The organism is Kribbella sp. NPDC049584 (genome assembly GCF_040675555.1).
In the GTDB taxonomy this organism is placed as follows: Bacteria; Actinomycetota; Actinomycetes; order Propionibacteriales; family Kribbellaceae; genus Kribbella.
Genome location: NZ_JBFAPF010000003.1, coordinates 799,230 through 824,099, shown reverse-complemented (window position 1 = coordinate 824,099; position 24,870 = coordinate 799,230). Strand labels below are relative to the sequence as shown.

Below are 24,870 nucleotides of genomic sequence, written 5' to 3'. Positions count from 1 at the left end.
TGTGAATCGCATCGTGCTCTGGTTCCTCGGTACGGCGTCAGCCGTCGTCCTCATGTTCGGCTACCACACGTCGACCTCCGGTCCGCAGGCAACGACACCCATCCCCGCGGGCACCTTCACGCCACCGTCGGCACAGCCGTCCGCGGCGGGAACGTCGACCGTGACGGGTGACGTGGCGCAGACGCAGTGGGGACCGGTGCAGGTCCAGCTCACCCTGCAGGGCGGCAAGATCACCGCCGTCAGCGTTCCGCAGTACCCGAACGGGAATCACCGCGATGCCGAGATCAACGAGTACGCCCTGCCGATCCTGATCAACGAGACCGTCCAGGCCCAGAGCTCCCAGATCGACATGGTCAGCGGGGCGACGGTCACCAGCGACGGCTACATCCGTTCCCTGCAAAGCGCTTTGGACCAGGCCGGATGACGACACGGTACGTCGAACACGTGATGGGTATGCCGATCAGCCTCGCGCTACGCGGCCGGCACGCCGACGACGACGTCGCAGGCCAGGCGTGGGCAAAGGCCCTCGACGTACTGCATACCGCCGACCGGATGTTCAGCACGTACCGAACGGACTCGTATGTCTGCCGTCTCAACCGCGGCGAGCTGACGGTGACCGACTGCCCGCCCGAGGTCGCGGAGGTCCTCGCGCTCGGCGAGCAGGCGCGCTGCGAATCCCGAGGCGCGTTCGACGTACGGCGGGCCGCTGGGCTGGATCCGAGTGGTGTCGTGAAGGGATGGGCGGTCGAACGTGCCGCGCACGCCTTCGACCCGTTGGCCGGCACGGATTACTGCCTCTCCGCCGGTGGAGACATGGTCTGTCGCGTCGCCGGCCCGAACTCACCCGCGTGGCGGATCGGGATCGAGGACCCGCACGCCCCGGACAAGCTGGTTGCCGTCGTGCCGATCCGCAACGGGGCAATCGCCACGTCCGGACTCCATCGGCGCGGCGATCACATCACCGATGCCCGCACCGGCACTACGCCGACCGCGCTCGCGTCCGTCACCGTCGTGCACCGGTCCCTCACGCAGGCCGACATCGACGCCACAGCAGCGTTTGCGCTCGGACCCGTGGGGCTTACCTGGCTGCAGTCACGTCCGGGTCGCACCGGTCTGGTCGTCCTCGCTGACGGCACGCGTCACATCTTCGGCGACAGCACCCGGGAGATGACTTCGTCCACCAGCTCGCGCGGAATGGGGCGGTGGGCAACGAAGTGACGGTAGAAGAACGGGCTGGTGAGCAAGTCCGTGGTCAGCTCGGGGTCGGTGTCCGGGCCTAGTTCGCCCCGGTCCCGGCCGCGAGCCAGGACGGCGAGCATCGGCTCGCGGCGGCGGTTGGTGAGATCGGTGTGCAGCTTCGAGAGAGCGGGATCGTGCTCGGCGGCGTCGATGAACGCGGCGAGCAGCCGGGGGAACGGCGTACGTTCGAGCAGGGTCACGAACGCATTCAGGATCTCCGCGACATCCGAGACCACGGATCCCGTGTCCGGTGTCGGGAACGGCCGGAAGGTGTGGTCCATCGCGTCGACCAGGAGCGCACCGGTCGTCGGCCAGCGCCGGTAGAGCGTGGCCTTGCTCGCGCCGGCCCGCCGCGCGACCGCCTCCATCGTGAAGCCCGCCAGGCCGGCCTCGTCCAGCACCTCCAGGGCAGCGGTGAGCATGCGCTGTCTGGCGCCGTCCCCGCGCGTGGCACGGAAGCTGCGAGCATCCATTGATCCTCCTCCATCGAAACGCTATCGTACCGATAGATAAGAGTACGGAGCCGTTTCGATAGCAGGTGATCCGATGAGGAGCAGCGCGTACTGGGCCATCACGACGGTCGTGGTGGGGGAGTGTGCCGTCGGCGGGGCGATGGACCTGTTCCGGCTGCCGCCGTTCTACCCGATGATGATCGACCTCGGATACCCGAGCTACCTGGCCACGATCCTCGGTACGGCGAAGCTGATCGCCGCGGTGATCGTGCTCGCGCCCGGGCTGCCACGGCTGAAGGAATGGGCGTACGCCGGAGTGCTGATCAACATGATCGGCGCGGCGGCGTCGAACGCCGCCGCGCACCGGTACTCCGGGATGATCGCCCCCGCCGCGTTCGCCGTACTGGCGCTCGCGTCGTGGGCGATCAGACCCGGAAGCAGGCGTCTTTAACCAAAGCTCCGGGGAGCAGGATCTTGAGACCGGCGTAGGCCGGCCGTCAGCCGCCCAGCGAGATGATGCCCGCCTCGACGGGCCCGGACTTGCCGTACTGCGCTCCCGTGATGACGAAGACCAGGCCACGGTTCTGCGGGTCTCCGGGGCCGTCCAACGGGATGGTGAACCGGCTGTAGCCGGCCGGCATCGGCGACGAGAAACGCGTCCACGCCCCGGGGGCACCGAGCTCGCGGTTGATGAAGAAGTCCTGATCGTCGTTGCCCGTGACGATGATCGTTCCGTTCACGCCCCCCGACTGCGACCAGCTCACGACGGGGGCACCATTTGGGGCGGAGCCGTTCTGGTCCACGAGCGGGGTGTCCGGGGAGAACCGGAACGACTCCGGGTCCTTAGCGATCCGGTAGTGCACGTGGTACGAGTAGTTGTTCTGATCGGGGTTGGTGGGGTCGTCGGGCTCGCCGAATTCGTAGGTCATGATCCACAGGTCGCCCTTCAGCCGTGCCACCGTGGTCATGCCGGGCCGCTCGGCGTAGGCCGTTCCGGTCGCGTCGTCGACGACCGGACCCCACGTGAGCAGGTCCGTGCTGGTCTGGTGCGCGAGCTTCTGGCCGAAGTTGGGGTCCCGCTGGTCGGAGTAGTAACAGATCAGATTGTCGTTGTGCAGCAGGAGGAACGGCTCCCACACCGGCGTCGCGCCGTTCGTCGTGTTCGCCGGTCCACCTTGGGCCACCGTGCTCAGGAACTGCCACGTGAGGCCCGCGTCCGTGCTGGCGTAGAGCTGGATGTTCGTGCTGCCGAAGTTTGCCCCGAGCCAGTTGCACGCGAACAGAAGCGCGCCCTTGGGAAGACCCGCGAACGCGCGGGGAAGTTGATAGAGGAACGGCTGTAGATACACTCCGGTCGCCGTACCGGCGTTGGGGACGCTGCTCTGCTTGGCCCACGTGCGGCCGTCGTCATCACTGCGATAAAGCGGGAACCCCGGGCCTCCGCCTTGGTACGTCGCGAGTAGGGTCTGCGATTTGCCCGGCGCCGAGGTGCCGAGCCGGACAGCGCGGGCGTACGACGTGCGCCCACCTTGACCGGCCACGACGACGGGTCCGAACGGAACCTCCCCGCCGGGTTTGCCCGGGTTACCCGCCGGGCCCGGGTCTGCGAATGCCGGCCCTGCAAGGCCCAAGCTCACGCCCGCCGCCGCTGCTGCGCCCGCACCGAGGAACACCCGGCGGGACATCTGCGGCCTCAGGTTGGTCGAATTGCTCACAGGTCCATGGCGATCCTGCACTCTTGCCTCCCTGTTGAAGCCCCCCGCCGCGCACGTCGATGCGCGCGGCTCCGAAAGGGGGTATTCGCACGACAGTTCTGAATGGCGTCTGAACGGCGCGTTTGCCACACCGGTGCTCGCGTCCCGGGCGAGCCGGGACGCGAGCAGACGGCTCTGACCAACGCGCCGAGCAGAAGGATCTAGCGGCTGAAACCGGCGGTGAGGCCGGACAGCAGTTGCCGGCGGCCGATGGCGTACAGGATGACGATCGGCAGCGTGGTCAGGACGACCGAGGCCAGGACCGCCGGTACATTCACGCTGAACTGGCCCTGGAAGGTCCACAGCGCCAACGGCAGTGTGCGCTTGTCCGGGCTCTGGGTCAGGATCAGCGGCAGGAGGAATCCGTTCCAGACGGCCAGACCGTTGTAGATGCTCACGGTCACGAGTGCCGGCCGGGTCAGCGGGAACGCGAGGGTGCGGAGCATGCCCCACTCGCTCGCGCCGTCCACCCGCATCGACTCGAACAGTTCCTTCGGTACGTCGCGGATGAAGTTCGACAGCACCAGCACCGACAGCGGGATCGAGAACGCGACGGACGGCAGGATCAGCGCGAGCAGGCTGTCGTACAGGTGCATCTTGATGATCAGCAGGTAGACCGGGATGATCGTCGCCTGCAGCGGGATCGCGAGCCCCATCAGGAACATACCGTTGACCCCGGCAAGGAACCTGCTGCCGGCGCCGCGGATGATCGCGTACGCCGCCATGAACGAGATCCCGACCGCCGGGACGATCGTGCCGATGGTGACGATCACGCTGTTGATGAAGTACCGCGGGAAGTCGTTCTCGATCACCAGCTTGTAGTTCTCCGACGTCGGTGCGGACGGCAGGGCGAACGGGTTCTGGCTGAAGTAGTCACTTTGGTCCTTGAAGCTGGTGATCACGATCCAGTACAGCGGGATCACCACGATCGCGAGCCAGATCCAGCCGGCCAGTCCGCCGAGCCAGTTCAGCTGGAGCAGCTTGTGTGCGCGCACCGGTCCGCCGCGCGCGCGGCGGGTCGACGTACTCGAGGTGGTTGCGATCGCCATCTCAGGCACCTTCCTGCTGGCTGGCCGTCGTACTGCCGCCGAGCCGCCGGAGCAGCAGTGCGAGCGCCAGGCCGAGCAGCACGATGATGGACGCGATCACACTGGCCGGACCCATCTGGTTGGACATGAAGCCGCGCTTGTACATGTCGAGGGCGAGGACCCGGGTGGCGTCGCCCGGGCCGCCCGCGGTCAGTACGAAGATCAGGTCGAAGAAGGTCAGCGAACCGACCACCATCAGGGTCGACGACGTGATGATCGTGTACTTCAGTTGCGGCACCGTGATGCTGAAGAACTGCCGGACTCGGCCGGCGCCGTCGATCGAGGCGGCCTCGTACATCGTGGTCGGGATCTGCCGTACGCCGCCTTGGTAGATCAGCGAGTGGAACGGGATGAACTGCCAGGACACGATGAAGATCACCACGCCGATGGCGAGGTTGCTCTTGCCGAGCCAGTCCTGGGTGAGGAAGCCGATATGCAGGCCCGCGCCGAGGCCGAAGTTCGGATCGAGCAGGGCCTTGTACGTGATCGCGATCGCGGCCGAGCTGAGCAGCAGCGGGATGAAGTACAGCACGGCCAGGAACGCGCGGTACCGCTGCCGGCCGGCCAGGAACGTACCGAGCAGCAGGCTCATCGGGGTCTGCACCGCCCAGGACAGGATCATGATTTCGAACGTCACGACGACGCTGTGCCACGTCTGCGGATCCGACAGCACCGTGCGCCAGTTCGCGAGCCCGTTGGCATGGATCGGGCCGAGGCCGTCCCACTGGGTGAAGCTCAGCACGACCACGCCGATCAGCGGCACGACCCCGAACACGACGAACAGCACGAGCGCGGGCAGCACCATCCAGGCGACCGGACCGCTCCGCCCGACGCGGGACCCCCCGGCGCCGGACGAGACATTGCGGCCGGTCGCCGGGGCGACGGGCGGAGCGGTCACGGTCATGGAATCTCCTGGCCTTCGAGGTGTGACAGGTTCACTGGCCGATCACCGCGTTCATGTTGTCGGCGAACTGCTGCGGCGAGATGGACAGCTGGAACAGCTTGGCGATGTTGTCGAGCAGGGTCTCGGCCTGCGTCGGGCTGAGGGCCTGGTCCCACGACTGGGCGAAGTTCTTCGCGTTCGCCGCCGTGTCGTAGACGAAGTTCAGCCACTCGGAGTCGTTCTTGTCGGTGATCGACGAGAGCTTGTCCTTCGCGCTCTTCACGACCGGGATGTTGCCGGACTTCACCCAGGCGTCGACGGTGGCGTCGTCGAGGGTGTTGTTCGCGATGAACTTCTTCGCGTTGTCCTTGTCGGCCTGGCTCGCCTTGGAGGAGATCGACATGTACTGGCCCGGGTTGCCGACGGTGTCGGACGGGTCGCCCTTGCCGCCGTCGACCGGCGGGAAGTTCATGTAGCCGAGGTGTCCGCCGGTGACGAAGTCCTTGCCGGACGACTTCATGTTGCCGTACGTCCAGGCGCCGTGCAGCATCATCGCGGCCTTGCCGGTGTAGAGCAGCGCCTGGTCGGCGTTGGAGTCGGCGGTGATGGACGAGAAGCCCTTGATGAAGCCGTTCGCCTTGATCAGCTTCTGCATCTCGTCGAGCGCCTTCAGCGCGGACGGGTCGGACCAGCCGTCCTTCTTGCCGTCGTAGATGTTCTGGAAGACCTCGCTGCCGCCGATCCGGTCGAAGAGGAACTCCAGCCACATCATGTTGGTCCAGCGGGACTGGCCGCCGAGCGAGAACGGCGCGATGCCCTTCTCGTTGAACTTCGGCACCAGGTCCATGATGTCGCCCCACGACTGCGGCGGCTGGGCGCCGATCTTCTCGAAGGAGCGCTTGTCGTAGAACAGCACGATCGGCGTGACGGTCTCGCCAGGCACGGCGTAGAGCTTGCCGTTGACCGTCGCCGCCGTGAAGGCCGACGGGAAGATCGAGTTCTTCAGGTCGGTCTGCTGGTTGAACCAGTCGGTCAGGTCCTCGACCTGGCCGGCCTCGACGTACGCCTTCAGGCCGCCGCCGCCCCAGCCCCAGATCAGCGTCGGGCCCTGGCCGGCGCCGATGGCGGTCTTGATCTTCGCCTTGAACGCGTCGTTCTGGAACTCGGTGGTCTTGATCTTGCTGTTCGGGTTCGCGTCGTTGAACCGCTTGACCTGCGCCTCCCGGATGCCCTGCTGGGGCTGACCGGTGAGGAACCAGTACGTCGTGCCGCTGCCGGCCGCCGCTCCGGTGGTGGAACCGGGCGTACTACTCGGGCCGGAGCTGCCGCAGGCCGCGAGGCCGGCCGCCAATGCGCCGCCGCCGACCATGCCTAGGAAGGTACGACGGGATGTCGTCATCGGATCCACTGTGATCTCCGTACTCCATGCTGCCCCGCAGGTTGCGGAAGCACCTGCCGATATGACTTGTTTTCGAAACATAGGTTTCGGAGATAGTGCTGTCAAGACTTGAACTAAGGGCACTTTGGGGTCACAGTGAGGTCACGCAAACGCCTGCTGTTACAGGCGAATAACGGTCCTCAGGCCGATCGCCGGGGATGTCGGGAGAGTTTCGAAAACTTTTCGATAATTGCTCACCGAAAAGAACGTTCATCAAGGGAGATTTTCTTGTCCATCTCGACTGACCGGCCCTGGCGCGACCCGGCGCTCCCTGCCGCCGAGCGGGTCGGACTGCTGCTGCGGGCGATGACGCTGGAGGAGAAGGTCGCCCAGCTGGGCAGTCGCTGGGCCGGTAACGACATGGCCGACAGCGAGCTTCCCGAGGACGAGACGATCAACGTCGCACCGATGGAGGACGTCTTCTCGGCCGGCGGTTCGCAGTCGCTGGAGGACGCGAGCCGCGAGGGCCTCGGTCATCTCACCCGGGTCTGGGGCAGCTACCCGCTGTCGGTCGAGCAGGGCATCGCCGAGGTGGTCCGGCAGCACGAGGTGGTGCTGAAGAACTCCCGACTCGGCATCCCCGCACTGGTCCACGAGGAGTGCCTCACCGGCTTCACGACGTACGGCGCGACCGTCTACCCGACGTCGATCGCCTGGGGCGCGACGTTCGACCCGTCGCTGGTCGAGCGGATGGCAGCCGCGATCGGGCGGGACATGGCCGCGGTCGGCGTACATCAGGGACTGTCGCCGGTGCTCGACGTCGTCCGCGATTATCGCTGGGGCCGCGTCGAGGAGACGATCGGCGAAGACCCTTACCTGGTGGCGATCCTCGGCTCGGCGTACGTGCGTGGCCTGCAGAGTGCGGGCGTGCTCGCGACGCTGAAACACTTCGCCGGGTACTCCGCCTCGCGCGCCGGCCGCAACCACGGGCCGGTGTCGATGGGCAAGCGCGAGCTGCTCGACATCATCCTGCCGACGTTCGAGACCGCGATCGCGACGGCCAGCGCCGGGTCGGTGATGAGCTCGTACGCCGACATCGACGGACTGCCCGCGAGTGCGGACCCGTGGCTGTTCACCGACGTACTGCGGGGCGAGTGGGGCTTCGACGGGACCGTCGTCTCGGACTACTGGGCAGTGCCGTTCCTGGCGTCGATGCATCGGGTCGCGGCAGACAATGCGGACGCCGGCGCGCTGGCGTTGACGGCTGGGACCGACGTCGAGTTGCCGGACACGATCGGGTTCGCCGGACTGGTGGACAAGGTCAAGTCGGGCGAGGTGTCCGAGGAACTCGTGGACCGGGCAGCGCGGCGGTTGCTGCTGCAGAAGATCGAGCTCGGCCTGCTTGACGAGGACTGGACGCCGGAGGGTTCGGTGCAGGCGTCCGTTGAGCTCGACTCGGCGGAGAATCGTGCGATCGCGGCCGAGCTGGCAGAGAAGTCCGTGGTGTTGCTGGACGCGGGCACGGCGCTTCCGCTGACCAACCTCGCGAAGGTTGCCGTCGTCGGGCCGGTGGCGCACGATCCGCGCACCTTGATGGGCTGTTACGCGTTCCCGAACCATGTGCTGCCGCGGTACCCCGAGCGCGGGCTGGGGATCGAGATCGCGACGCCGCTGGATGCCTTGCGCAAAGAGCTGGCCGGCGCGGAAGTCTCGTATTCAAAGGGCTGTGAGGTCATGGGCGACGATCGCTCCGGGTTCGACGAGGCTGTTACGACGGCCCGCGAAGCCGATGCAGTGGTGGCGTTCGTGGGCGATCTGTCCGGTCTGTTCGGGCACGGGACGTCCGGTGAAGGATGCGACGCCGAGGACCTGCGGCTTCCGGGTGTGCAGGGGCAGCTGCTCGATGCGCTGCTCGGCGCCGGGAAGCCGGTTGTTCTGGTGGTGGTTTCGGGGCGGCCGTATGCGCTCGGAGAGTTTGCGGACCGGGTCGCCGGACTCGTGCAGGCGTTCATCCCGGGGCAAGAAGGTGCGGCCGCGATCGCCGGTGTGCTGAGTGGGCGGATCGTGCCGAGCGGGAAGTTGCCCGTCCAGATTCCGAGGCATGTCGGTGGGCAGCCCGGGACGTACCTCCAGCCGGCGCTCGGCAGTGTGGAGAGTGCCGGGATCAGCGGCCTCGAGGTCCGGCCGTTGTACCCGTTCGGCTACGGCGCGTCGTACACGAGCTTCGAGGTCGGCGATCTCAGGCTCAGCACGCCGGAGATCGCGAATGACGGCGAGTTCACGGCGACGGTGCGGGTGCGGAACACCGGCGAGCGTGCTGGTGACGAGGTCGTGCAGTTGTACCTGCGGGACGTTGTCGCCCAGGTCGCGCGGCCGTTGAAGCTGCTGACCGGGTTCGCGCGGGTGTCGCTCGAGCCGCGGCAGGCGGTCGATGTCACGTTCCAGGTGCACGCCGATCGCACGGCCTACACGGGCCCGGATTTGAGACGGATCGTCGAGCCCGGCGAGTTCGAAGTGATGATGGGCACGTCGTCGCTGGACCTGCCGTGTCGCGCTTCGGTGCGGATCACCGGTGATGTGAGGGTGGTCGGACACGACCGGGTCCTGACGACGCCGGTCACGATCGCAGAGGATCCAGGAGGAGGGTGACCAGATGACTCGGTTGAAGGGTCGCGTCACCCTGGCGACGGTGGCCGGGTCCGCGGGTGTCTCGGTCGCCACCGTCTCCAAGGTGCTGAACGGGCGCAGCGACGTCTCGCCGGTCACTCGTGCGCGGGTCCAGGAGATCCTCGAGAAGCACGGGTACGTCGGTCGCCGCCCGGACCCGGTGCAGCGGGACACGATCGAGCTGTTCTACCAGGGCGTGCTGAACGCGTACTCGGTCCAGGTCATCCAAGGCGTCGTCGAGGCGGGCCAGGCCGAGGGCGTCGACGTCGTTCTGAACGCCCACCCGCCGCACCCGCAGGCGTCGAGCAGCGGGCGGGCGGCGCGATGGATCCGCACGCTCATCGGCAACGGCCGGCGGGCCGCGATCGGGCTCACCAGCCAACTGGCCGATGCCGACCTGGCCGCGCTGGCGCGGGCCCGGCTGCCACTCGTGGTGATCGACCCCGCGAACATCCCGCAGCCCGACGTCACGAGTGTGGGGTCGACGAACTTCGCCGGCGGCATGGCCGCCGCCCAGCACCTGCTGTCCCTCGGCCACCGCCGGATCGGGTACGTCGGCGGCCAGCCGACCTCGGGCTGCAACCGGGCCCGGATGAGCGGCTTCCGCAGCGCGATGGACGCGGTCGGTGCGACGGTGCCACCGGAGTACATCTGGCTGAGCGACTTCCTCTACGACGACGGCGTCGCCGGCGGTTCCTTCATGCTGGATCTGCGGGACCGGCCGACCGCGATCTTCGCCGGCAGCGACGAGGTCGCGCTCGGGATCCTCGAGGCAGCGCGGGCGCGCGGTCTGCGGGTGCCCGAGGACCTCAGCCTGGTCGGCTTCGACGACACCGAGGTGGCGCGGCTCGCCTCGCCGCCGCTCACCACGGTGCGGCAGCCACTGCGCGAGATGGGCGCGGTCGCACTCCGTACGGCGTTGCAGTTGGCCGCCGGCGAGCAGGTCGCCTCGCACCACGTCGAGCTGGCGACGACCCTGATCGTGCGCGGCTCGGCCGCACCGCTCGAGTTGTCGTCCGTCGCGGCGTCCTGATCATTCCTTCCGGTCCGCGAGGGCGTTGGTCACGTAGACCGCGGCGACCAGCACGACCACGGACAGCGCAGCGAGGAGGGTGAGCGGTACCGCGTTGGCGCCTGCCGTCCTGTCGTTCGACAGCACGGTCATGATCGGGCGGATCGGGGAGACCCACCGCAGCAGCAGTACGACGAGGATCGCGGCGGCCGCGGTCAGCATCGCGATCCCGATCCGCCGGATCACCAGCCGCGAACACAGCAGCCCGATCGCCGCGCCGATCAGCGCGGCGCCGAGTTGCGCGGCCGCACCAGCCGCGAGATCGCCGGCGGTGACGACATGCTTGCCGGTGACGATCGGGTAGACCAGCCCGATGATCAGCAGCGGCACACACCATGTCACGACGACCGCGACAGTCGTCGCCAGAACCTGCAGCGAGCTCCCGACCGTCACGACCGTGATCTGCCGCTGCGTCGGGTCCTCGTGATTGACGATGCTCACGGTCAGCCACGTCGTACAGACCAGCATCGCGAGCACGCAGAACGCGTACGACGACTGCAGCGGGCCGTTGTCCGACGTCGTACCAACGGCCAGCGCGGCCAGGAAGATCAGTGTCGGCGGGAGGTAGCGCTGCGAGAGCAGGACGCTCGTGAGCAGGTAGCGGTAGAGGGCAGTCACTCGGACCTCACCTGGCGGACCGTCGTGACCGACCAGCCGTGTTGCAGGGCCGTGAGCAGCGTTGCGTCGTGGCGGCCGGTCGGCACCGTCAACGTGATGCCTGCCTCGTGCGGTCGTACTTCGACCACGTCCGGGTACCGCGACCAATCGATGGCCGCGCCCGGAACCATCGAGATCTCGGTCAGACTTGTCTGATGGGTGAGCGCTGTCAGCCGGCCGCGCTCGATCTCGCAGACCCGGGTCGCCGTCGAACGGACAACCTGGGCGGAGTGCTCGGTGAAGGCGACGGCGGCGCCGTGTGCGGCGGTCTCGGTGAGGAGTTCGCGCAACGTGCTGTGAGCGGTGGCGTCGAGACCGGCCCACGGTTCGTCGAGGACGAGGAGCTCAGGTTGTCTGAGGAGTGCTTGAGCGAGCGCGACCTTCTGCGCGTTGCCCTTCGACAGCTTCCGCATCGGTGTGTCGGCCCCGCCCGAGAGCGCGAGGCGGTCCAGTAGCTCGTCGGCGCGGGCTTGCGCCGTACGCGTGCTGAGCCCGCGGATCCGTCCCATGTGCCTCAGGTACGCCGAGGCCGAGAGCCGATCGTGCGACGCGAACACGTCCGGGACGTAGCTGACGACAGTGACGTTGCGCTGCACCGATCCGGCCGACGGCCGGGACAGGCCGATCATCAACTTGAGGACCGTGGACTTGCCGGAGCCGTTGGCGCCGACCAGTGCCAGCAGTTCACCCGCGTTCACCTGCAGGTCGACGTCAGCCAGGATCTCCCGCCGCCCGTACCGTTTCGAGACTTTCCGCAGCCGGACCACTTCCATGGTGCGAGCCTATCGAGCCGGCGGGCCGCATCACCCGGGACAGCGGGCCGGTCAGGATCGCGGAGACGACCAGGGACGCGGCCGCGAAGGCCGTCATCGCCGGAGCGGCCGAGGTCAGGTCGGCCAGAGCACCGGCCAGGATCGCGACCACGCCGAAGGTCGTACCGCGCAGTGCCGACTCCAGCCCGAGCACCTGTCCGCGCAGCTCGGCCGGAGTGAGGTCGACGAGAACCTCCTGCTGGGCAAGGGAGGCCGAGTAGCCGAAGCTGCCGACGGCAACGAGTACGCACATTCACTGAACTCGTCAAGCGCACCGGCAGCGCCCGTGCCGTTGTAGCCCGGGCCGAGCTCACTTGGCTGGTCGACGATCCGCGCCGATCATCAAGAAGAGACCGGCGGCGTCGAGTCGGACAGTGGCCTGCTGGGAGTGGTCTCGCCACGTCACACCTGTCAGCCGCGTCGCTCCGCTGACCACGCCAGCTCGTCGGCCTCATCCCGTCGGCGTCGCGACGAGTAGTGGGTCATCTCGTCGGGAACCGGGATGCTGCTCATGGGTCCCCTTCTCAGCGGTGGCGGGGGCGCGGCAGCAAGGCGAATGCGCTCTCCGCGATCGAGGTCAGGCGGGCGGGGCTGTGGCCGTAGGCGCCTACGACGTCGGTGCCGCGGACGATGGTCAGCAGAAGGTATGCGAGGTCGTCGGCGTCCGCTTCGGGGTCGAGGTCGCCGTTGCGCTGTGCCGCTCGCACGCAGTCGGCCACTGCCGTCATGAGGACGGAGAAGCAGTCGTTGGCCAGGCGTTTGACCTCGGAGTCGGAGGCGCCGACTTCCAAGGCCATCTTGGCGGCGAAGCAGGCCCCTGCCGCCCGATCGGGGGCGGGGGGTACGTCGGCGGCGAGTGGCACCCCGTGGACGGCGCGGAGCAGGTACGCGTGCAGTCGTTCCATGGCGCTCTCGTCCGGTCCGGCGAGTGCCTTCGGTGCACCTTGCGCCAGCCGGGTGAAGTACACGGACAGCGCCTCGTGCAGCACGCCGTGCTTGCCGTCGAACGTGGCGTAGAGGCTGCCGCGGCCCAGGCCGGTGGCGGCGCTGATGTCGTCCACGCTCGTGCCGTTGTAGCCAGTGGTGCGGAACTGCCGTTCGGCGGCATGGAGGACGTGGTCGCGGTCGAAACTTCGTGGTCTCGCCATGCGAAGAAGGTAGCTCCAACGCATCGTTCTTGACAACTCAGTACAGAACTGGCTACGTTTCTGACAGTTCAGTACATAACCAGTCTGTGTTTGTTTGCAGGACCGCGACGCCGCGGAGGCGGCTTGGAGGTTGAAGTCATGACCCAGGGAACGCCCGTCGGCGAGGATTCCGTGAGCGACGCACTGCCCGAGGGGACCGTCGACGTGGTGGTGATCGGCGGCGGCGCCGCGGGGCTGAACGGTGCGTTGATGCTGACCCGCTCCCGCCGCTCGGTCGTCGTGATCGACAGCGGCTCGCCGCGCAACGCGCCCGCGGAGGCCGTGCATGGCTTGCTGGCCTTGGACGGCACCCCGCCGTCGGAGATTCTTCGGCGGGGCCGGGAGCAGGTGCGCCAGTACGGCGGACGCGTCGTGCACGACGAGGTGGTCTCGGCGGAGCCGGCCGCCCCGTCGGCGGACGGGGACCTGCGATTCAGCGTCACGCTGGCCGACGGCCGCAGCATCACAGCTCGCCGCATCCTGGTGGCCACCGGCCTCAGGGATGTGCTGCCGGAGGTGCCCGGGCTCGCCGAGCACTGGGGGCACAGCGTGGTGCACTGCCCGTACTGCCACGGCTGGGAGGTGCGCGATGAGCCCATCGGCGTCCTCGCCACCGGCCCGGCCTCCATCGGCCCTGCGTTTCTGTTCCGTCAGCTGACCGAGGATCTCATCTACTTCACCCACGGCACTGACCTGGACGAGGACAGCCGCGCCCGGTTCGCCGCCCGCGGTGTCCGCGTCGTCGACACGCCGGTCACCGAGGTCGTCAACGACCAGGACAGTGCCATCGCCGGGGTGCGCCTGGCCGACGGGCAGGTCGTGGCCCGCCGCATTCTGGCCGTCGTCCCGCAGTTGCAGGCCCGCACCCAGGGCCTGGAAGGTCTGGGCCTGCCGGTCCAGGACCTGCCGAACACGGGCCGCGGTTTCGCCTCCGGCCCGGCCGGCACGACTGAGGTGCCGGGTGTGTGGGTGGCCGGCAACGTCACCGATCCGGTCGCCCAGGTCGGGGCCTCCGCAGCGGCCGGCGCACTGGCCGGCATCGACATCAACAAGGTGCTGGCCATCGCGGACACCGACGCGGCCCTCCAGGCGATGGCCGAGGTGAGCGCCAAAGCTGCCACACGATGATCTCGAAGCCCTGAGATCTCAGCCCGTCACCCTCGCCTGACCTTCATCGGTGAGGAAACCGATCAGATTCCAGATGGTTTCAGTCATGCCCACCGAGCAAGGGGAGAAATGAGTGCCAGCGTTGACCGCGGGGTGCCCGCCTCCGGAAGGAAAGACGCGGGCCTTCGCGGCTCGTCTGGCTGGAGTCCAAGGTCGCGCATCCGCTCCTGCCGCTGCGAGTCGTGCTGTCCCGGACCCGCGGTGGACCACGATGCCTTCGCTGGTGCTGCCCAAGGTGGGCCCGAAGCTCGTCGTCAGCGCCGGCTTCCTGGTCGCCGCGGCCGGTAAGGCGCTGCTGACCCGGCTCGAGCTGTACAGCACCTATGCCACCCACATCATGCCCGGCCTGATCCTGCTGGGTCTCGGCATCGGCGCGGTGATGAGCACCGCGATCCAGGGAGCGACTGCGGGCATTCACCACGAGGACGCTGGTGTCGCCTCGGCGCTGATCAACACCGGCCGGGGTTGAGGGCTACACGGCCACTCTGGCCTGGGGCTCCGGATTCTTCGTAGTCGGTGCGGTGATCGCCGCGGTCCTGATCCCGAATCGGGCTCTGGAGCCGTCCGAGGGCGAGCCCGTGATGGCCCACTAGGCCGGCCGCGGTCTCGATGCGACGCCCACAGAATCCCGTGTCGACCTGAGCACAGGCGACCCGCACAGCGCACGACAAAGTCATGTCACAACCGAAGGAACCAACATGCAGACAGCTCACCCAGTGGCCCTCGTGACCGGCGCTTCCTCCGGGATCGGGCGGGCGACGGCCCTCGCTCTCGTGGACGCCGGCTTCGCGGTGGTCGGCACGAGCCGTAACGCGGCGAACGCCGGGCCGCTCGCCGGGGTGACGTTTCTCGATCTCGACGTGGCCAGCGACGAGTCGGTCCGCGCCCTGGTCGAAGAGGCGATCGAGCTGTTCGGGCGGATCGACCTCCTGGTCAACAACGCACGCGTGGGCGCGGTCGGCGCCGGCGAGGAGAGCTCGATCGACCAGGCCAAGGAGGTCTTCGACATCAACGTCTTCGGCCTGATGCGGATGACCAACGCGGTGCTCCCCCACCTGCGTGCCCAGGGCAGTGGCCGCGTGGTCAACGTCTCCTCGGTACTCGGTCTGATCCCCGCCCCGTTCATGGCCGTGTACGCCGCCGCCAAACATGCGGTCGAGGGCTACGCCGAGTCCGTCGACCACGAGCTTCGCGAGCACGGCGTCCGGATGCTACTGGTCGAGCCGGCCTACACGAGCACGAGTTTCGAGGCGAGCAGCCAGGCACCGGACTCGCCTCTTCCGGTCTACGCCGCGCAGCGGGAGGTCGCCCGAGACGTGCTGGCCACGGCCGTGCGCAACGCCGACGACCCGGACGTTGTCGCGAAGGTGATAGTCGCGGCCGCCACCGATGCCAAGCCCAAGCTCCGGTACACCGCCGGCTCGATGGCCGCACGCGTCAGCCTCCTGCGCCGGATCGTGCCCTCGCGCGCGTTCGACAAGCAAATCCGCAAGCTCAACCGACTGGCCGGCTGATCCGCAGTACACCCGCGCCGGTCGGGCGGGCGATGCGCCGTGTGCCGGCGACGTCGCCGACGTCCCGAGATGGCACTGTGATGCGGATAGGGCTGCTCGGGGCAGAGACTGGCTGCATGGTCGCGTTGGCGCCAGACCTGCGTGGGCCGGTCGGGCTGCAGCCGGCCCGGGCGGTCGATCAGCTGCCCGGGGAGCACGGGCATGCCGGGCGGCTCGCGCTTTGAGTTGAAGTGGTACGGGTTCCTTCACTGAACCTGTGAAGCGGTTCGGCAGCCCCAACCAGGTTGGCGGCGTCGTTCTCGACGAGCGGAACATGTGCCCTGGTGGGCGAACGAGTTCCCAAACTGTCGTTGTCGGATGGGATGGTCGAAGTCTGAAGATCCGACAGGAGGTGTTGACCGATGGAGGTCAAGAACGTCCGATGGGTCGGAATCCCGACCGCCAACTACCAGGCAATGAAGTCGTTCCTGGCAGAGACTATGGGGCTTCGGTTGGGCTTCGACCACGAGACGACAGCGGAGTTCGAGACCAGCGAGGGCGACGAGATTCAGATCATGGCGCCGGGTGATCCGTACTATGGCCTGTTCACGGCTGAGGCTCGGGGGCCGGTTCCGCTGTTCGAGGTCGATGACGTGCGTCGGGCCCGGGACGAACTGATAGCTGCCGGAATCGAGATCGTCGGCGGCTTGGGTGTGGACTCGAACTGGGAGTGGATTCATTTCCGGGCACCAGACGGCAACCTGTATGAGTTGGCGAACCGGCGCCTCGATTCGGGTTGCTGACCACCATCAGCTACTGCGAGCGGAGGTGTTCCGGCGTGAGGCCCGCATGCCGGAGGACATGCAGCGCCGGGCCCCGCGCTTGCATGGCGCTGTGATCTAGTTGCGCGTGTTCGTGGACGCATGGGGTGCCGTATGGGCGGTGGCAGTCGCCAGGGGCAACCTTTCGCAGCAAGAAGTGGTTCTCGAACTCGGCCCACTCCTCCCCAGTCGCGGTACGCACCTCTCCGTCTGGACGGGTGGCTCGGCGGCGTTCGATGAAGTGCTGGTGGGCGGCGATGACTTCTTCGGGGAAGACCGCGGTGTAACCGCGGGTGGTGTCCAGGTTGCGGTGCCCGAGGAGAGTCGCCGCGATGTGCAGCGGCAGACCGGCCGACACCATCTCGGTGGTGAACAGACGCCGAAAGTCGTGCGGGGTGAAGTGGATCGGCTCGCCGGCGACGCGCAGCCCGGCCGAGACCGCGACGTCCATGATGACCCTCCGGGTGCTGACCGACCGCGGGTTGCTGGAGCGCCGCCGGTCCGGGCGGTCGGTCTTGTACTGGCAGTCCGACACCGGTCGTCGCGTGGTCGGACGGCCGGCGTCGGGCTGAAGGCGTCCGTCGAGCGGACGCCGGGGCTCGCCCAGCTGGGCAGCTAGCGCAGGATCTCCAGTTCGGCGGTGAGTGCGAGATCCGACACGGACGAGCCGGCTCGGAGGGTGAAGGTGCCCGGCTCAGCTGTCCAGCCTGCCCCTTCTTCGGCAACAGCCCAGTGTTCGAAGGTGTGGTTGTGCAGGGCGACCGTGATCTCCCGCGCCTGACCGGCGTCGAGGCGTACGACGGCGAAACCGGCCAGCCAGCGCGCCGGGCGGTCGACGGTGCTGTCGGCGCGTTCGGCGTACACCTGGACGACGTGCTTGCCGGCGCGGTCGCCCGTGTTGCGGACGGTCAGCGCGACCGATGTCGGGTCGTTGGCGCGGAGGCCGGACAGTTCCCACGTGGTGTACCCGAGGCCGTGGCCGAACTCGTACGCCGGCTCGGTGCCCGCCTTGAGCCAAGCGCGGTAGCCGATGTGGATGCCCTCGTCGTACCGCACGACGCCGTCCTTCGGGGTGACGTCGATGACCGGTACGTCCTCCTCCACGCGCGGCCAGGTGGTCGGGAGGCGACCGCCGGGCTCGGTCCGGCCGAGGAGTACGTCGGCGAGCGCGTCGCCGTACTGCTGGCCACCGAAGTACGTCACGAGCGTGGCCGCGACGTCGTCCCGCCAGGGGAGGAGGACGGGGGAGCCGGCGTTGACCACGACCACCGTACGGGGGTTGGCCGCGGCGACCGCGCGGACGAGGTCGTCCTGGCGGCCGGGGAGCGCGAGCGAGGTGCGGTCGTAGCCTTCGGACTCGACCTTCGAATTGGTGCCCACGACAACCAGTGCGACCTCCGCGGCGCGGGCCGCCGCGACCGCCTCGTCGATCAAGGCCTGCGGGTCGTCGTTGCTCGGCTCGACGCCGACGACGATGCCGAACGCGTTGCTCAGACCGCCTTCCAGCTTGGGCAGATCGAGCTCGACGCGGATGTCGACCGGCGTACCGGCGGTCACGTCCAGCGGTGTCGAGATCGACGGCGGTGAGAGCAGCGCGGCACCGAGGTCGGAGCCGACCGGGACCGCGGTGTCCTCGCGCAGAAGGTTGCCGTCGGCAAAGATCCGGCCGCGGCCGACCGAGGCGAAGCCGAGCTTGATCGCACCGGACTCGACCGGGGTCCAGCTGGTGCGGAACTCGAACACCGTGGACTCGGCGATCGGTGCGTCGCCGCCGAGGTAGACGAGTGCGCTGGAGAAGCGGTCCTCGGCGTACAGCTCGGTGCCGTCGGCGGCCAGGAAGCGTACGCGGGCGCCGCGCTCGCCGGTCTGCGGATTGGTCATGGTTGCCGGCGGCAACTCGGCGACGCCTTCCTGGACGACGGCGCCGATCGAGTAGGTGACCTCGGCGTTCGGGAGTGCGTTGCGGATCCCGTCCAGCGGGGAGACGACGGCCGACGGGATGACGGTCGCGCTGCCGCCGCCCTGGGTGCGGGCGTCGCGGGCGTTGTGGCCGATGACGGCGACGCGTTGGAGGTCGGCCCACGGCAGTTCGTTGTTGTTGGTGAGCAGGACGGTCCCCTCGGCCGCCGCCGTACGGGCGAAGGCGACGCCGTCGACCTGCGGCACGCCGGCCGGCTTCTCGTAGCCTTCGAGGGCGCCGACGCGGGCGGCGAGCGCGAGGATCCGGAGGACCTTGCGGTCGATCGCGTCCTCCTTCACCTCGCCGGACCGGACGGCTTGGAGCAGCGCGTCGCCCCAGGCGCCGATCGGGCCGGGCATCGCGAGGTCCTGGGAGTGTTTGGCGCTCTCCACGCTGCGGACGGCGGTCCAGTCGCTGACCACGACGCCGTCGAAGCCCCAGTCGGTGTTGAGCGGAGTCTCGAGCAGGTCGTTCTCGGAGGCGGTCGCGCCGTTGATCGAGTTGTACGCGCTCATGACCAGCCACGCCTTCGACTCGGTCACGGCCTTCTCGAACGCGAGCAGGTAGACCTCGCGGAGCGTGCGCTCGTCGACGACCACGTTCGCGGTGAAGCGGTCGGTCTCGAAGTCGTTCGCCACGTAGTGCTTCGGGGTGGCGCCGACGCCGAGTTCCTGGACGCCGGCGACGTACGCCGCGGCGAGCTCCGCGGTCAGGACCGGGTCCTCGCTGAACGCCTCGAAGTGCCGGCCGCCGAGCGGGGAACGGTGCAGGTTGATCGTCGGGCCGAGGACGACGTCGACGTTCTTGCGGCGCGCCTCGAGCGCCGACACCACGCCGTACCGATGCGCGATCTCGACGTCCCACGAGGACGAGAGGGCGGTGGCGGACGGGAGGTTGAGCGACGGGTCGCGCTCGTCCCAGACCGGGCCGCGGACGCCGCTCGGGCCGTCGGACAGCACCATCGAGCGGAGCCCGATCTCAGGGAGCGCGTAGGTCGACCAGAAGTCCTGGCCGGTGAGGATCCGGACCTTGTCCTCGAGGGTGAGCCGGCCGAGCAGGTCGTCGAAGTTCATGGCGAAGACTGTACGTGCGAAAACCGAGTGATGCTAGGTTTTAGTCATGGCAACTTCCAGAGGTCCGTATGCGAAGGGTGTCGCGAAGCGGGAGGAGATCCTGCGGGCCGCCCTCGAGGTGATCGCGCGGCACGGCTACCGGAAGACGTCGACGCGTGAACTGGCCGCCGCGGTCGGGCTCAGCGAGGCGGGGTTGCTGCACTACTTCGGCTCGAAGGAGAAGCTGTTCGAGGCCGTACTGCGAGCCCGCGACGAGGCGGACATGGAGCGGATCGACGCCACCGACTCGATCGACGGCCTGCAGGCGGTCATCCGCCACAACGGCACGGTCCCCGGGCTGGTCCAGCTCTACTCCACCTTCTCCGCCGAGGCCGGCGACCCCGACCACACCTCGCACGCCTTCTTCGTAGACCGCTACGCGGCCCTCCGCACTCGCCTGGCCGAAACCATCCGCACCCGCCAATCCGAAGGCACCCTCACCCCGGACGCCGACCCCGACACCATCGCCACCCTCCTGATCGCCCTGTCGGACGGCCTGCAAGTCCAATCCCAGTACGACTTCACAGCCGACCCCGCCGACGCCTTCCACCACCTCCTCGACCTACTGGCTGGCCCGACGCGCAATAGTTGACCCATGACGAAGTCCGCCGAAAACCCCACCCCACCAGCGGACCAAACCACCGCACCACCCACGCCCCCGGCGCCCACCATCTCTCCCGCGCCTGCGGCGCCCACCGCTCCTCGCGCCCCTGCCTCCTTCACTCCGCCCGCCGGCGTTAGCCGGCGGGTGCTCAGCCGGGAGATCTGGTTGGTGCTGGCGTTGTCTCTGGGGGCGTCGGGTGTTGCTGCGGTTATCTCGTTTGCGGGGGTGTTGACGTCCGGGAAGCCGTTGGGTGGGCAGACGGCGGTGATCGTCGGGTCGCGGGCGCCGGGGCGGCCTTGGCTGGATCTGAGTTGGCAGGTGTTCGCGATCGTGACCGCGCTCGTGCCGGTCGCGCTGGTCGGGCATTTTCTGGCGCGGGGCGGCGAGACCCTGCGGACGATCGGCTTCGACCTGCGCGACCGGTTGCGGGATCTCGGGCGTGGTACGGCGATCGCGGCGGTCATCGGCGGTGCCGGCCTGCTGTTCTACATCGGTGCACACGCGACCGGCGCGAACCTGACCGTCGACCCGTCGCAGCTGCCCGACTACTGGTGGCGGATCCCGATCCTGATCGCGGTGTCCGCGCAGAACGCCGTCCTCGAGGAAGTCATCGTGCTCGGCTACCTCAACCACCGGCTCGACCAACTCGGCTGGTCCGTTCGCCGGGCGACCGTGACGAGTTCGCTCATCCGCGGCTCGTACCACCTCTACCAGGGCCTCGGCGGCTTCGCCGGCAACGTGATCATGGGCGTGATCTTCACCTACCTGTACCGCCGCTGGGGCCGCGTCATGCCGCTCGTGGTCGCCCACACCCTGATCGACACCGCCGCGCTGATCGGCGCGACGTACCTGCTCGGAAAGGTTTCCTGGCTCCCCAGCTAGTCGGCCGGAAAGACTGACACGTAACCGATCACGGCTCTGACGGGTTGAGGTTGTCGTGACAGTCAACGGGGAAATCACCAGTCCGCCCGAAATCGATGCCGGTTTGGCGGCCGCGGCACTCGCCGTGTTCGCGCACCGGCACGAGGTCGTCCACCTGCTGTACGCCGCCACCGACGAGCCGGACGCGCTCGCCCGGATCGGCGACCTGCTCCGGGTCGACGAGGCAACGATCGCGCGGGTCCTGGACCAGCCGCTGCGCTGGATGCTGCCGCAATTCCGCACCGAGCTTGAGACGATCGCGTCCACACCGGATCCCATGATCACCGCGCCCGCGGTGATCCCCGCGGACCTCGAGCCGGCGCCGACCAACTGAGCGCTGCACTCTCCTGCAACCCAGTCGCAGGAAGCACCGCTCCGACGCTAGGTTGGAGCGGTGCAGACGTATGGGCGGGACGTGCTGGAGATCGCGGACGAACTGACGACGGCGTACGTCGAGGTGTTCACGGCGCCGCCGTTCGAGCACCGGGACCCCGAGCAGACCCGGAGCGCGTTCCGGAAGCGGCTCGAGTCGGACGCGGAGCGGGACGGGTTCCAGGCGTGGATCGAGCGTACGGACGACGGGCGGATCGCCGGGTTCGTGACTGGCTGGACGACGCCGGCGCCGTTCCGGACCGACCGGTCGTACGGCAGCGTCCTCGACCGGCTCGGCGCTGACCAGGTGAACGAACTGCTCGTCGGCGCGTTCGAGATCGACGAGCTCGGCGTACTCGAACACGCCCGTGGCACCGGCCTCGCGCGCCGCCTGCTCGAAACGGCCACCCGTGAGCGCTCCCACGCCTGGCTGCTCGCCTGGAACCAGAACCACGACGCGATCGCCTTCTACCGCCACCTCGGCTGGCAGGAGCCCGAAGTCCGCGGCCCGGAGCACGACATCCTCGTCTTCGTGACCTCCCGCTAGAGCCCGAAGAGCGCCTTCGCGTTCTGCCAGGTGATGGCCTCGTGCTCGGTGGCGGTCAGTTCGGCGGCCTCGAGCGCACCCAGCGCGACCGACGGGTCGATCAACGTCGCGTCGGTGCCGAACATCAGGCGGCTCGGTCCGATCCGGTCGAGGATCCAGCGGATCCGATTCGCCTCGGGAGCGGACCAGCACGGCTCGAACCAGATCCGGTCGGACCGTTCGGCCGCCTCCGGCACCCGCGGCCAGCCGTTCGCGCCCATGTGACCGGCGAGCACCCGCGCCTCGGGCACCCGCGCCGCGACGTCGGCGAGATCGACGACGGTGTCGCCCCACGTGTGCACGAGCGTGGGCAGGCCGTACTCCGTGGTGAGCTCGATGGCGGCCTGCATCGCGGGCGAGCTGATCGGCGTACGGCTGTATTCGCTGTGGATCTTCGCGCCGACCCACCGCGACCGCCCGTTCCCGGCGAGCAGGACGTCGAGGTCGGTCCGGGCCTCGTCGAGGCGGCGCGGGTCGACGACGATCATCCCGCGCAGCCGCTCGTCGACCGGGAGCTGTTCGGCCAGCGAGCGGTTGCCGAGCGGGGCGTCGTACACGATGCCCTCGATCGACGAGACCAGCTGGAGGTCGATGCCGAAGCGATCGATCAGGTCGAGGTTGACGTCGATGCTCGCGGTGTCCATCGAGAAGAACCACGGACCCCAATGGGCGTGTACGTCGATCAGCATGCGGGCTCCAGGAGGGTCGTGAGGCTGCCGCTGCCGGCCTGCGCGATCTCGTCCGGGCTGAGCTTGGACGTCAGCAGCCGGCGGACCACCGAGCGGGTCTCGTGGAACGGCGTCCGGCAGCCGAGAACGAGCCGGTCCGCGCCGACCTCCGCGGCCACGATCTCGAGCGAGTCGGGTCCGGTGAGCATCCGGGTCGAGGTGTGGAAGCCGGGCTCCGAGCGGGCCAGGATCACGAAGTCGCCGAGGTAGTAGAAGTGCGTGTCGAGGAAGACCACGCGCGCCCCGAGCCCGCGCAGCGCCGGTCCGACCTTGCGTACGTCGCCCTCGGCGAAGATCGTGACGCCCGCGTTGACCAGCAGCTGCACGATGTGGCCGAACGACGGGAAGCTCGGCTCCACACTCTGTGCGGTCGGCGCCAACCGCACCGCTCGCGGCGGAGCATCACCAGACAGCAGCCGCTCCAGCTCCTTCTCGGCGCCCAACGGATCGCGCAGATCCAACACCGGGCACGACGTCCACCCGTTGCCCTCAGCAACCTTCCGTGCCTCGTCGTTCCCCGACGGTACGTCGAAGTGCACCGCCCGCAGCGCGGACACGACCCCGCCGGAGATCCCGCTCGCGTCGAGCACCTCCCGCACCTTCTCGGGCCGGCTCCAGCGCCCGGTTGTCACCTCGTGCCCGACGAGGATGTCGCAGTCGAGCAGCAGGGGAGTGTCGGTCATGAAGCCTCCATGGCCAGGGCTTTGTGGACCTTGCGGATCGCCGTGACGATGTCGTCGACGTCGGATTCGGTGTAGTTCTCGTTCCAGGGCAGGACGAGGAGGCGGTTGTTGATCAATTCCTCCGCGTTCGGGCACAGGCCGACCGGGTAGGAGACGTCCTGCAGTGGGAACCCGGAGTCTCCGTACGTGATCCGGTCGCGGACGGCGGGCGCGGCGTACAGCGGGCTGGTCAGGTACCCGCCGTTCGCCGGGATGCCCTCGGCTGTCAGGGCGGCGGCCCATTCACGCATGTCGCCGGCCGCTTCGGAGATGATCAGCGGGTACTGCCAGTACACGTGGTCGTGTCCGTCGGGTGGCGGCGTGATGCCGGCCAGGTCTTCGATCCCGGCGGTCGCCCGGAGAGCCGCCGTACGACGGTCCTCGATGACGCCGCGGAGACGGTTCAGCTGGGCGCGCGTGACCGAGGCGACGAGCTCCGTCATGCGGTAGTTCAGCGCGAGGAACAGGTACGTCCGCTCGTCGGTATCGCGTGGCCAGCCCTTGTCCGCGAACAGCCGCATCCGCCGTGCCTTCTGCGCGTCGTCGGTGACCGTGAGCCCGCCGTCGCCGGCGCTGATGTGTTTGGTCTGCTGCAGGCTGAAGCAGCCGATGTGTCCGATCCGGCCGACGAACGAGTCGCCGACCGGCGCGAGGTACGCCTGCGCGCAGTCCTCGATCAGCAAGATCCCGTGCTGGTCGCACAGTTCGCGCAGCTCACGCACCCGTGCGGGCTTGCCGAACAGGTGGACGACGATCACCGCCTTGGTCCGCGGCGTGATCGCGGCCGCGACCGTCTCCGGCGTCAGGTTCCCGGTGATCGGGTCGACGTCCGCGAACACCGGTACCGCGTTCTGCATCATGATCGGGAAGACGGTGCCCATGTCACTGATCGGCGTGGTGATGATCTCGTCACCCGGCGCGGGGTTCACCGCGGCGACGGCCAGGTGCAGGGCCGCCGTACCCGAACTGCAAGCGACGGCGTACCCGGCACCGAGGAGCGAGGCGAACTCCAGCTCGAGCGCGGGCACCTCGGTGCCCCAGGTGGCCGAGAGCATGCCGCTGCGGAGCACCCGCTCGACCGCCTTGACCTCGTCGTCGCCGAACCGCCGGCCGCTGGCATTCATCACCGACGGCAGCGGCTGCGCCCGCACCGGCGTACCGCCGTCCTTGGCGAGCTGACTGTTCTCCATCGCAA

At 68.5% G+C, this 24,870-nt stretch carries 28 protein-coding genes; 14 read left to right on the top strand and 14 right to left on the bottom strand.

Going from position 1 to position 24,870, the window contains the following annotated elements; genetic code table 11:
* Window position 1: 1 nt before the first annotated feature.
* Both AB0J62_RS15650 and AB0J62_RS15645 read left to right on the top strand, forming a co-directional pair.
* Window positions 2-424, top strand: a complete 423-nt coding sequence (locus tag AB0J62_RS15650) for an FMN-binding protein (RefSeq protein ID WP_363870095.1) — start codon at window positions 2-4, stop codon at window positions 422-424.
* The gene (locus AB0J62_RS15645; RefSeq protein ID WP_363870092.1) at window positions 421-1,218 is read left to right on the top strand and encodes an FAD:protein FMN transferase; all 798 of its coding nucleotides are present in this window, start codon (window positions 421-423) and stop codon (window positions 1,216-1,218) included. Before AB0J62_RS15650 ends, AB0J62_RS15645 begins: the two co-directional genes overlap by 4 nt.
* Here AB0J62_RS15645 and AB0J62_RS15640 read toward each other — a convergent pair.
* Entirely contained in the window at window positions 1,140-1,712 is a 573-nt protein-coding gene (locus tag AB0J62_RS15640) for a TetR/AcrR family transcriptional regulator (RefSeq protein ID WP_363870089.1), read from the bottom strand. The genes AB0J62_RS15645 and AB0J62_RS15640 overlap by 79 nt on opposite strands.
* A 73-nt stretch (window positions 1,713-1,785) precedes the next feature.
* Here AB0J62_RS15640 and AB0J62_RS15635 point away from each other — a divergent pair, with 73 nt between their 5' ends.
* The gene (locus tag AB0J62_RS15635) at window positions 1,786-2,142 is read left to right on the top strand and encodes a DoxX family protein (RefSeq protein ID WP_363870086.1); all 357 of its coding nucleotides are present in this window, start codon (window positions 1,786-1,788) and stop codon (window positions 2,140-2,142) included.
* 46 nt (window positions 2,143-2,188) lie between these two features.
* Here AB0J62_RS15635 and AB0J62_RS15630 read toward each other — a convergent pair whose 3' ends face one another.
* The 4 genes from AB0J62_RS15630 to AB0J62_RS15615 all read right to left on the bottom strand — a co-directional run bounded on the left by AB0J62_RS15630 (window position 2,189) and on the right by AB0J62_RS15615 (window position 6,815).
* Window positions 2,189-3,406 (bottom strand): sialidase family protein, encoded by a 1,218-nt coding sequence (locus tag AB0J62_RS15630; protein WP_363870083.1) that lies wholly within the window; start codon window positions 3,404-3,406, stop codon window positions 2,189-2,191.
* A 200-nt stretch (window positions 3,407-3,606) separates the two neighbouring features.
* On the bottom strand, window positions 3,607-4,494 hold the full coding sequence (locus AB0J62_RS15625) for a carbohydrate ABC transporter permease (protein ID WP_363870080.1): 888 nt from the start codon (window positions 4,492-4,494) through the stop codon (window positions 3,607-3,609).
* 1 nt (window position 4,495) lies between these two features.
* Entirely contained in the window at window positions 4,496-5,437 is a 942-nt protein-coding gene (locus AB0J62_RS15620; protein WP_363870077.1) for a sugar ABC transporter permease, read from the bottom strand.
* Window positions 5,438-5,468: 31 nt separating this feature from the next.
* A complete protein-coding gene (locus AB0J62_RS15615; RefSeq protein ID WP_363870074.1) occupies window positions 5,469-6,815 on the bottom strand; it encodes an extracellular solute-binding protein in 1,347 nt (448 codons plus the stop codon).
* Between the two features lie 267 nt (window positions 6,816-7,082).
* Here AB0J62_RS15615 and AB0J62_RS15610 point away from each other — a divergent pair, with 267 nt between their 5' ends.
* Together AB0J62_RS15610 and AB0J62_RS15605 are read left to right on the top strand one after the other, a co-directional pair.
* On the top strand, window positions 7,083-9,443 hold the full coding sequence (locus AB0J62_RS15610) for a glycoside hydrolase family 3 N-terminal domain-containing protein (RefSeq protein ID WP_363870071.1): 2,361 nt from the start codon (window positions 7,083-7,085) through the stop codon (window positions 9,441-9,443).
* A gap of 4 nt (window positions 9,444-9,447) precedes the next feature.
* Entirely contained in the window at window positions 9,448-10,494 is a 1,047-nt protein-coding gene (locus AB0J62_RS15605) for a LacI family DNA-binding transcriptional regulator (RefSeq protein WP_363870068.1), read from the top strand.
* Here the strand turns inward: AB0J62_RS15605 and AB0J62_RS15600 are convergent, their stop codons facing one another.
* From AB0J62_RS15600 to AB0J62_RS15585, 4 genes are all read right to left on the bottom strand, one after another.
* The gene (locus AB0J62_RS15600; RefSeq protein ID WP_363870065.1) at window positions 10,495-11,151 is read right to left on the bottom strand and encodes a hypothetical protein; all 657 of its coding nucleotides are present in this window, start codon (window positions 11,149-11,151) and stop codon (window positions 10,495-10,497) included. It abuts the gene before it with no gap.
* Window positions 11,148-11,963, bottom strand: a complete 816-nt coding sequence (locus tag AB0J62_RS15595; protein WP_363870060.1) for an ABC transporter ATP-binding protein — start codon at window positions 11,961-11,963, stop codon at window positions 11,148-11,150. The genes AB0J62_RS15600 and AB0J62_RS15595 overlap by 4 nt, the downstream gene beginning before the upstream one ends.
* A complete protein-coding gene (locus AB0J62_RS15590; RefSeq protein WP_363870057.1) occupies window positions 11,902-12,255 on the bottom strand; it encodes a hypothetical protein in 354 nt (117 codons plus the stop codon). The genes AB0J62_RS15595 and AB0J62_RS15590 overlap by 62 nt, the downstream gene beginning before the upstream one ends.
* A gap of 271 nt (window positions 12,256-12,526) precedes the next feature.
* The gene (locus AB0J62_RS15585) at window positions 12,527-13,150 is read right to left on the bottom strand and encodes a TetR/AcrR family transcriptional regulator (protein WP_363870054.1); all 624 of its coding nucleotides are present in this window, start codon (window positions 13,148-13,150) and stop codon (window positions 12,527-12,529) included.
* A 138-nt stretch (window positions 13,151-13,288) separates the two neighbouring features.
* On the opposite strand from AB0J62_RS15585, the gene AB0J62_RS15580 reads away from it, so the two are divergent.
* The 4 genes from AB0J62_RS15580 to AB0J62_RS15565 all read left to right on the top strand — a co-directional run bounded on the left by AB0J62_RS15580 (window position 13,289) and on the right by AB0J62_RS15565 (window position 16,652).
* On the top strand, window positions 13,289-14,317 hold the full coding sequence (locus AB0J62_RS15580) for an NAD(P)/FAD-dependent oxidoreductase (protein ID WP_363870050.1): 1,029 nt from the start codon (window positions 13,289-13,291) through the stop codon (window positions 14,315-14,317).
* A 250-nt stretch (window positions 14,318-14,567) separates the two neighbouring features.
* Complete coding sequence (locus AB0J62_RS15575; protein WP_363870047.1) at window positions 14,568-14,825, top strand: hypothetical protein; 258 nt, start codon at window positions 14,568-14,570, stop codon at window positions 14,823-14,825.
* Window positions 14,826-15,054: 229 nt separating this feature from the next.
* The gene (locus AB0J62_RS15570) at window positions 15,055-15,870 is read left to right on the top strand and encodes an oxidoreductase (protein ID WP_363870044.1); all 816 of its coding nucleotides are present in this window, start codon (window positions 15,055-15,057) and stop codon (window positions 15,868-15,870) included.
* A gap of 401 nt (window positions 15,871-16,271) precedes the next feature.
* Window positions 16,272-16,652: a VOC family protein gene (locus tag AB0J62_RS15565; RefSeq protein WP_363870041.1), complete on the top strand. Its 381-nt coding sequence runs from the start codon at window positions 16,272-16,274 to the stop codon at window positions 16,650-16,652.
* A 10-nt stretch (window positions 16,653-16,662) separates the two neighbouring features.
* Here AB0J62_RS15565 and AB0J62_RS15560 read toward each other — a convergent pair whose 3' ends face one another.
* Complete coding sequence (locus tag AB0J62_RS15560; protein ID WP_363870038.1) at window positions 16,663-17,121, bottom strand: site-specific integrase; 459 nt, start codon at window positions 17,119-17,121, stop codon at window positions 16,663-16,665.
* On the opposite strand from AB0J62_RS15560, the gene AB0J62_RS15555 reads away from it, so the two are divergent.
* Entirely contained in the window at window positions 17,120-17,242 is a 123-nt protein-coding gene (locus tag AB0J62_RS15555; protein ID WP_363870035.1) for a hypothetical protein, read from the top strand. The two genes, AB0J62_RS15560 and AB0J62_RS15555, sit on opposite strands and share 2 nt — an antisense overlap.
* 43 nt (window positions 17,243-17,285) lie before the next feature.
* Here the strand turns inward: AB0J62_RS15555 and AB0J62_RS15550 are convergent, their stop codons facing one another.
* Entirely contained in the window at window positions 17,286-19,703 is a 2,418-nt protein-coding gene (locus tag AB0J62_RS15550; RefSeq protein ID WP_363870030.1) for a glycoside hydrolase family 3 C-terminal domain-containing protein, read from the bottom strand.
* A gap of 46 nt (window positions 19,704-19,749) precedes the next feature.
* Between AB0J62_RS15550 and AB0J62_RS15545 the strand changes: the two genes are divergently transcribed.
* From AB0J62_RS15545 to AB0J62_RS15530, 4 genes are all read left to right on the top strand, one after another.
* Complete coding sequence (locus AB0J62_RS15545; protein WP_363870027.1) at window positions 19,750-20,334, top strand: TetR/AcrR family transcriptional regulator; 585 nt, start codon at window positions 19,750-19,752, stop codon at window positions 20,332-20,334.
* A 237-nt stretch (window positions 20,335-20,571) separates the two neighbouring features.
* On the top strand, window positions 20,572-21,228 hold the full coding sequence (locus tag AB0J62_RS15540; protein ID WP_363870024.1) for a type II CAAX endopeptidase family protein: 657 nt from the start codon (window positions 20,572-20,574) through the stop codon (window positions 21,226-21,228).
* Between the two features lie 55 nt (window positions 21,229-21,283).
* Window positions 21,284-21,601 carry a hypothetical protein gene (locus tag AB0J62_RS15535; RefSeq protein WP_363870021.1) on the top strand — a complete coding sequence of 106 codons (318 nt, stop codon included), beginning with the start codon at window positions 21,284-21,286 and terminating at the stop codon, window positions 21,599-21,601.
* Between the two features lie 60 nt (window positions 21,602-21,661).
* Window positions 21,662-22,186, top strand: coding sequence for a GNAT family N-acetyltransferase (locus tag AB0J62_RS15530; RefSeq protein ID WP_363870018.1), 525 nt, complete (start codon window positions 21,662-21,664; stop codon window positions 22,184-22,186).
* Here AB0J62_RS15530 and AB0J62_RS15525 read toward each other — a convergent pair.
* Genes AB0J62_RS15525 through AB0J62_RS15515 form a run of 3 tightly spaced genes read right to left on the bottom strand, consistent with a single transcriptional unit; the run spans window position 22,183 to window position 24,865 of the window.
* Window positions 22,183-22,914, bottom strand: coding sequence for an amidohydrolase family protein (locus AB0J62_RS15525; RefSeq protein WP_363870015.1), 732 nt, complete (start codon window positions 22,912-22,914; stop codon window positions 22,183-22,185). The two genes, AB0J62_RS15530 and AB0J62_RS15525, sit on opposite strands and share 4 nt — an antisense overlap.
* Complete coding sequence (locus tag AB0J62_RS15520; protein ID WP_363870012.1) at window positions 22,908-23,636, bottom strand: hypothetical protein; 729 nt, start codon at window positions 23,634-23,636, stop codon at window positions 22,908-22,910. Before AB0J62_RS15520 ends, AB0J62_RS15525 begins: the two co-directional genes overlap by 7 nt.
* Window positions 23,633-24,865, bottom strand: a complete 1,233-nt coding sequence (locus tag AB0J62_RS15515) for a DegT/DnrJ/EryC1/StrS family aminotransferase (RefSeq protein ID WP_363870009.1) — start codon at window positions 24,863-24,865, stop codon at window positions 23,633-23,635. Before AB0J62_RS15515 ends, AB0J62_RS15520 begins: the two co-directional genes overlap by 4 nt.
* Window positions 24,866-24,870: the final 5 nt, after the last annotated feature.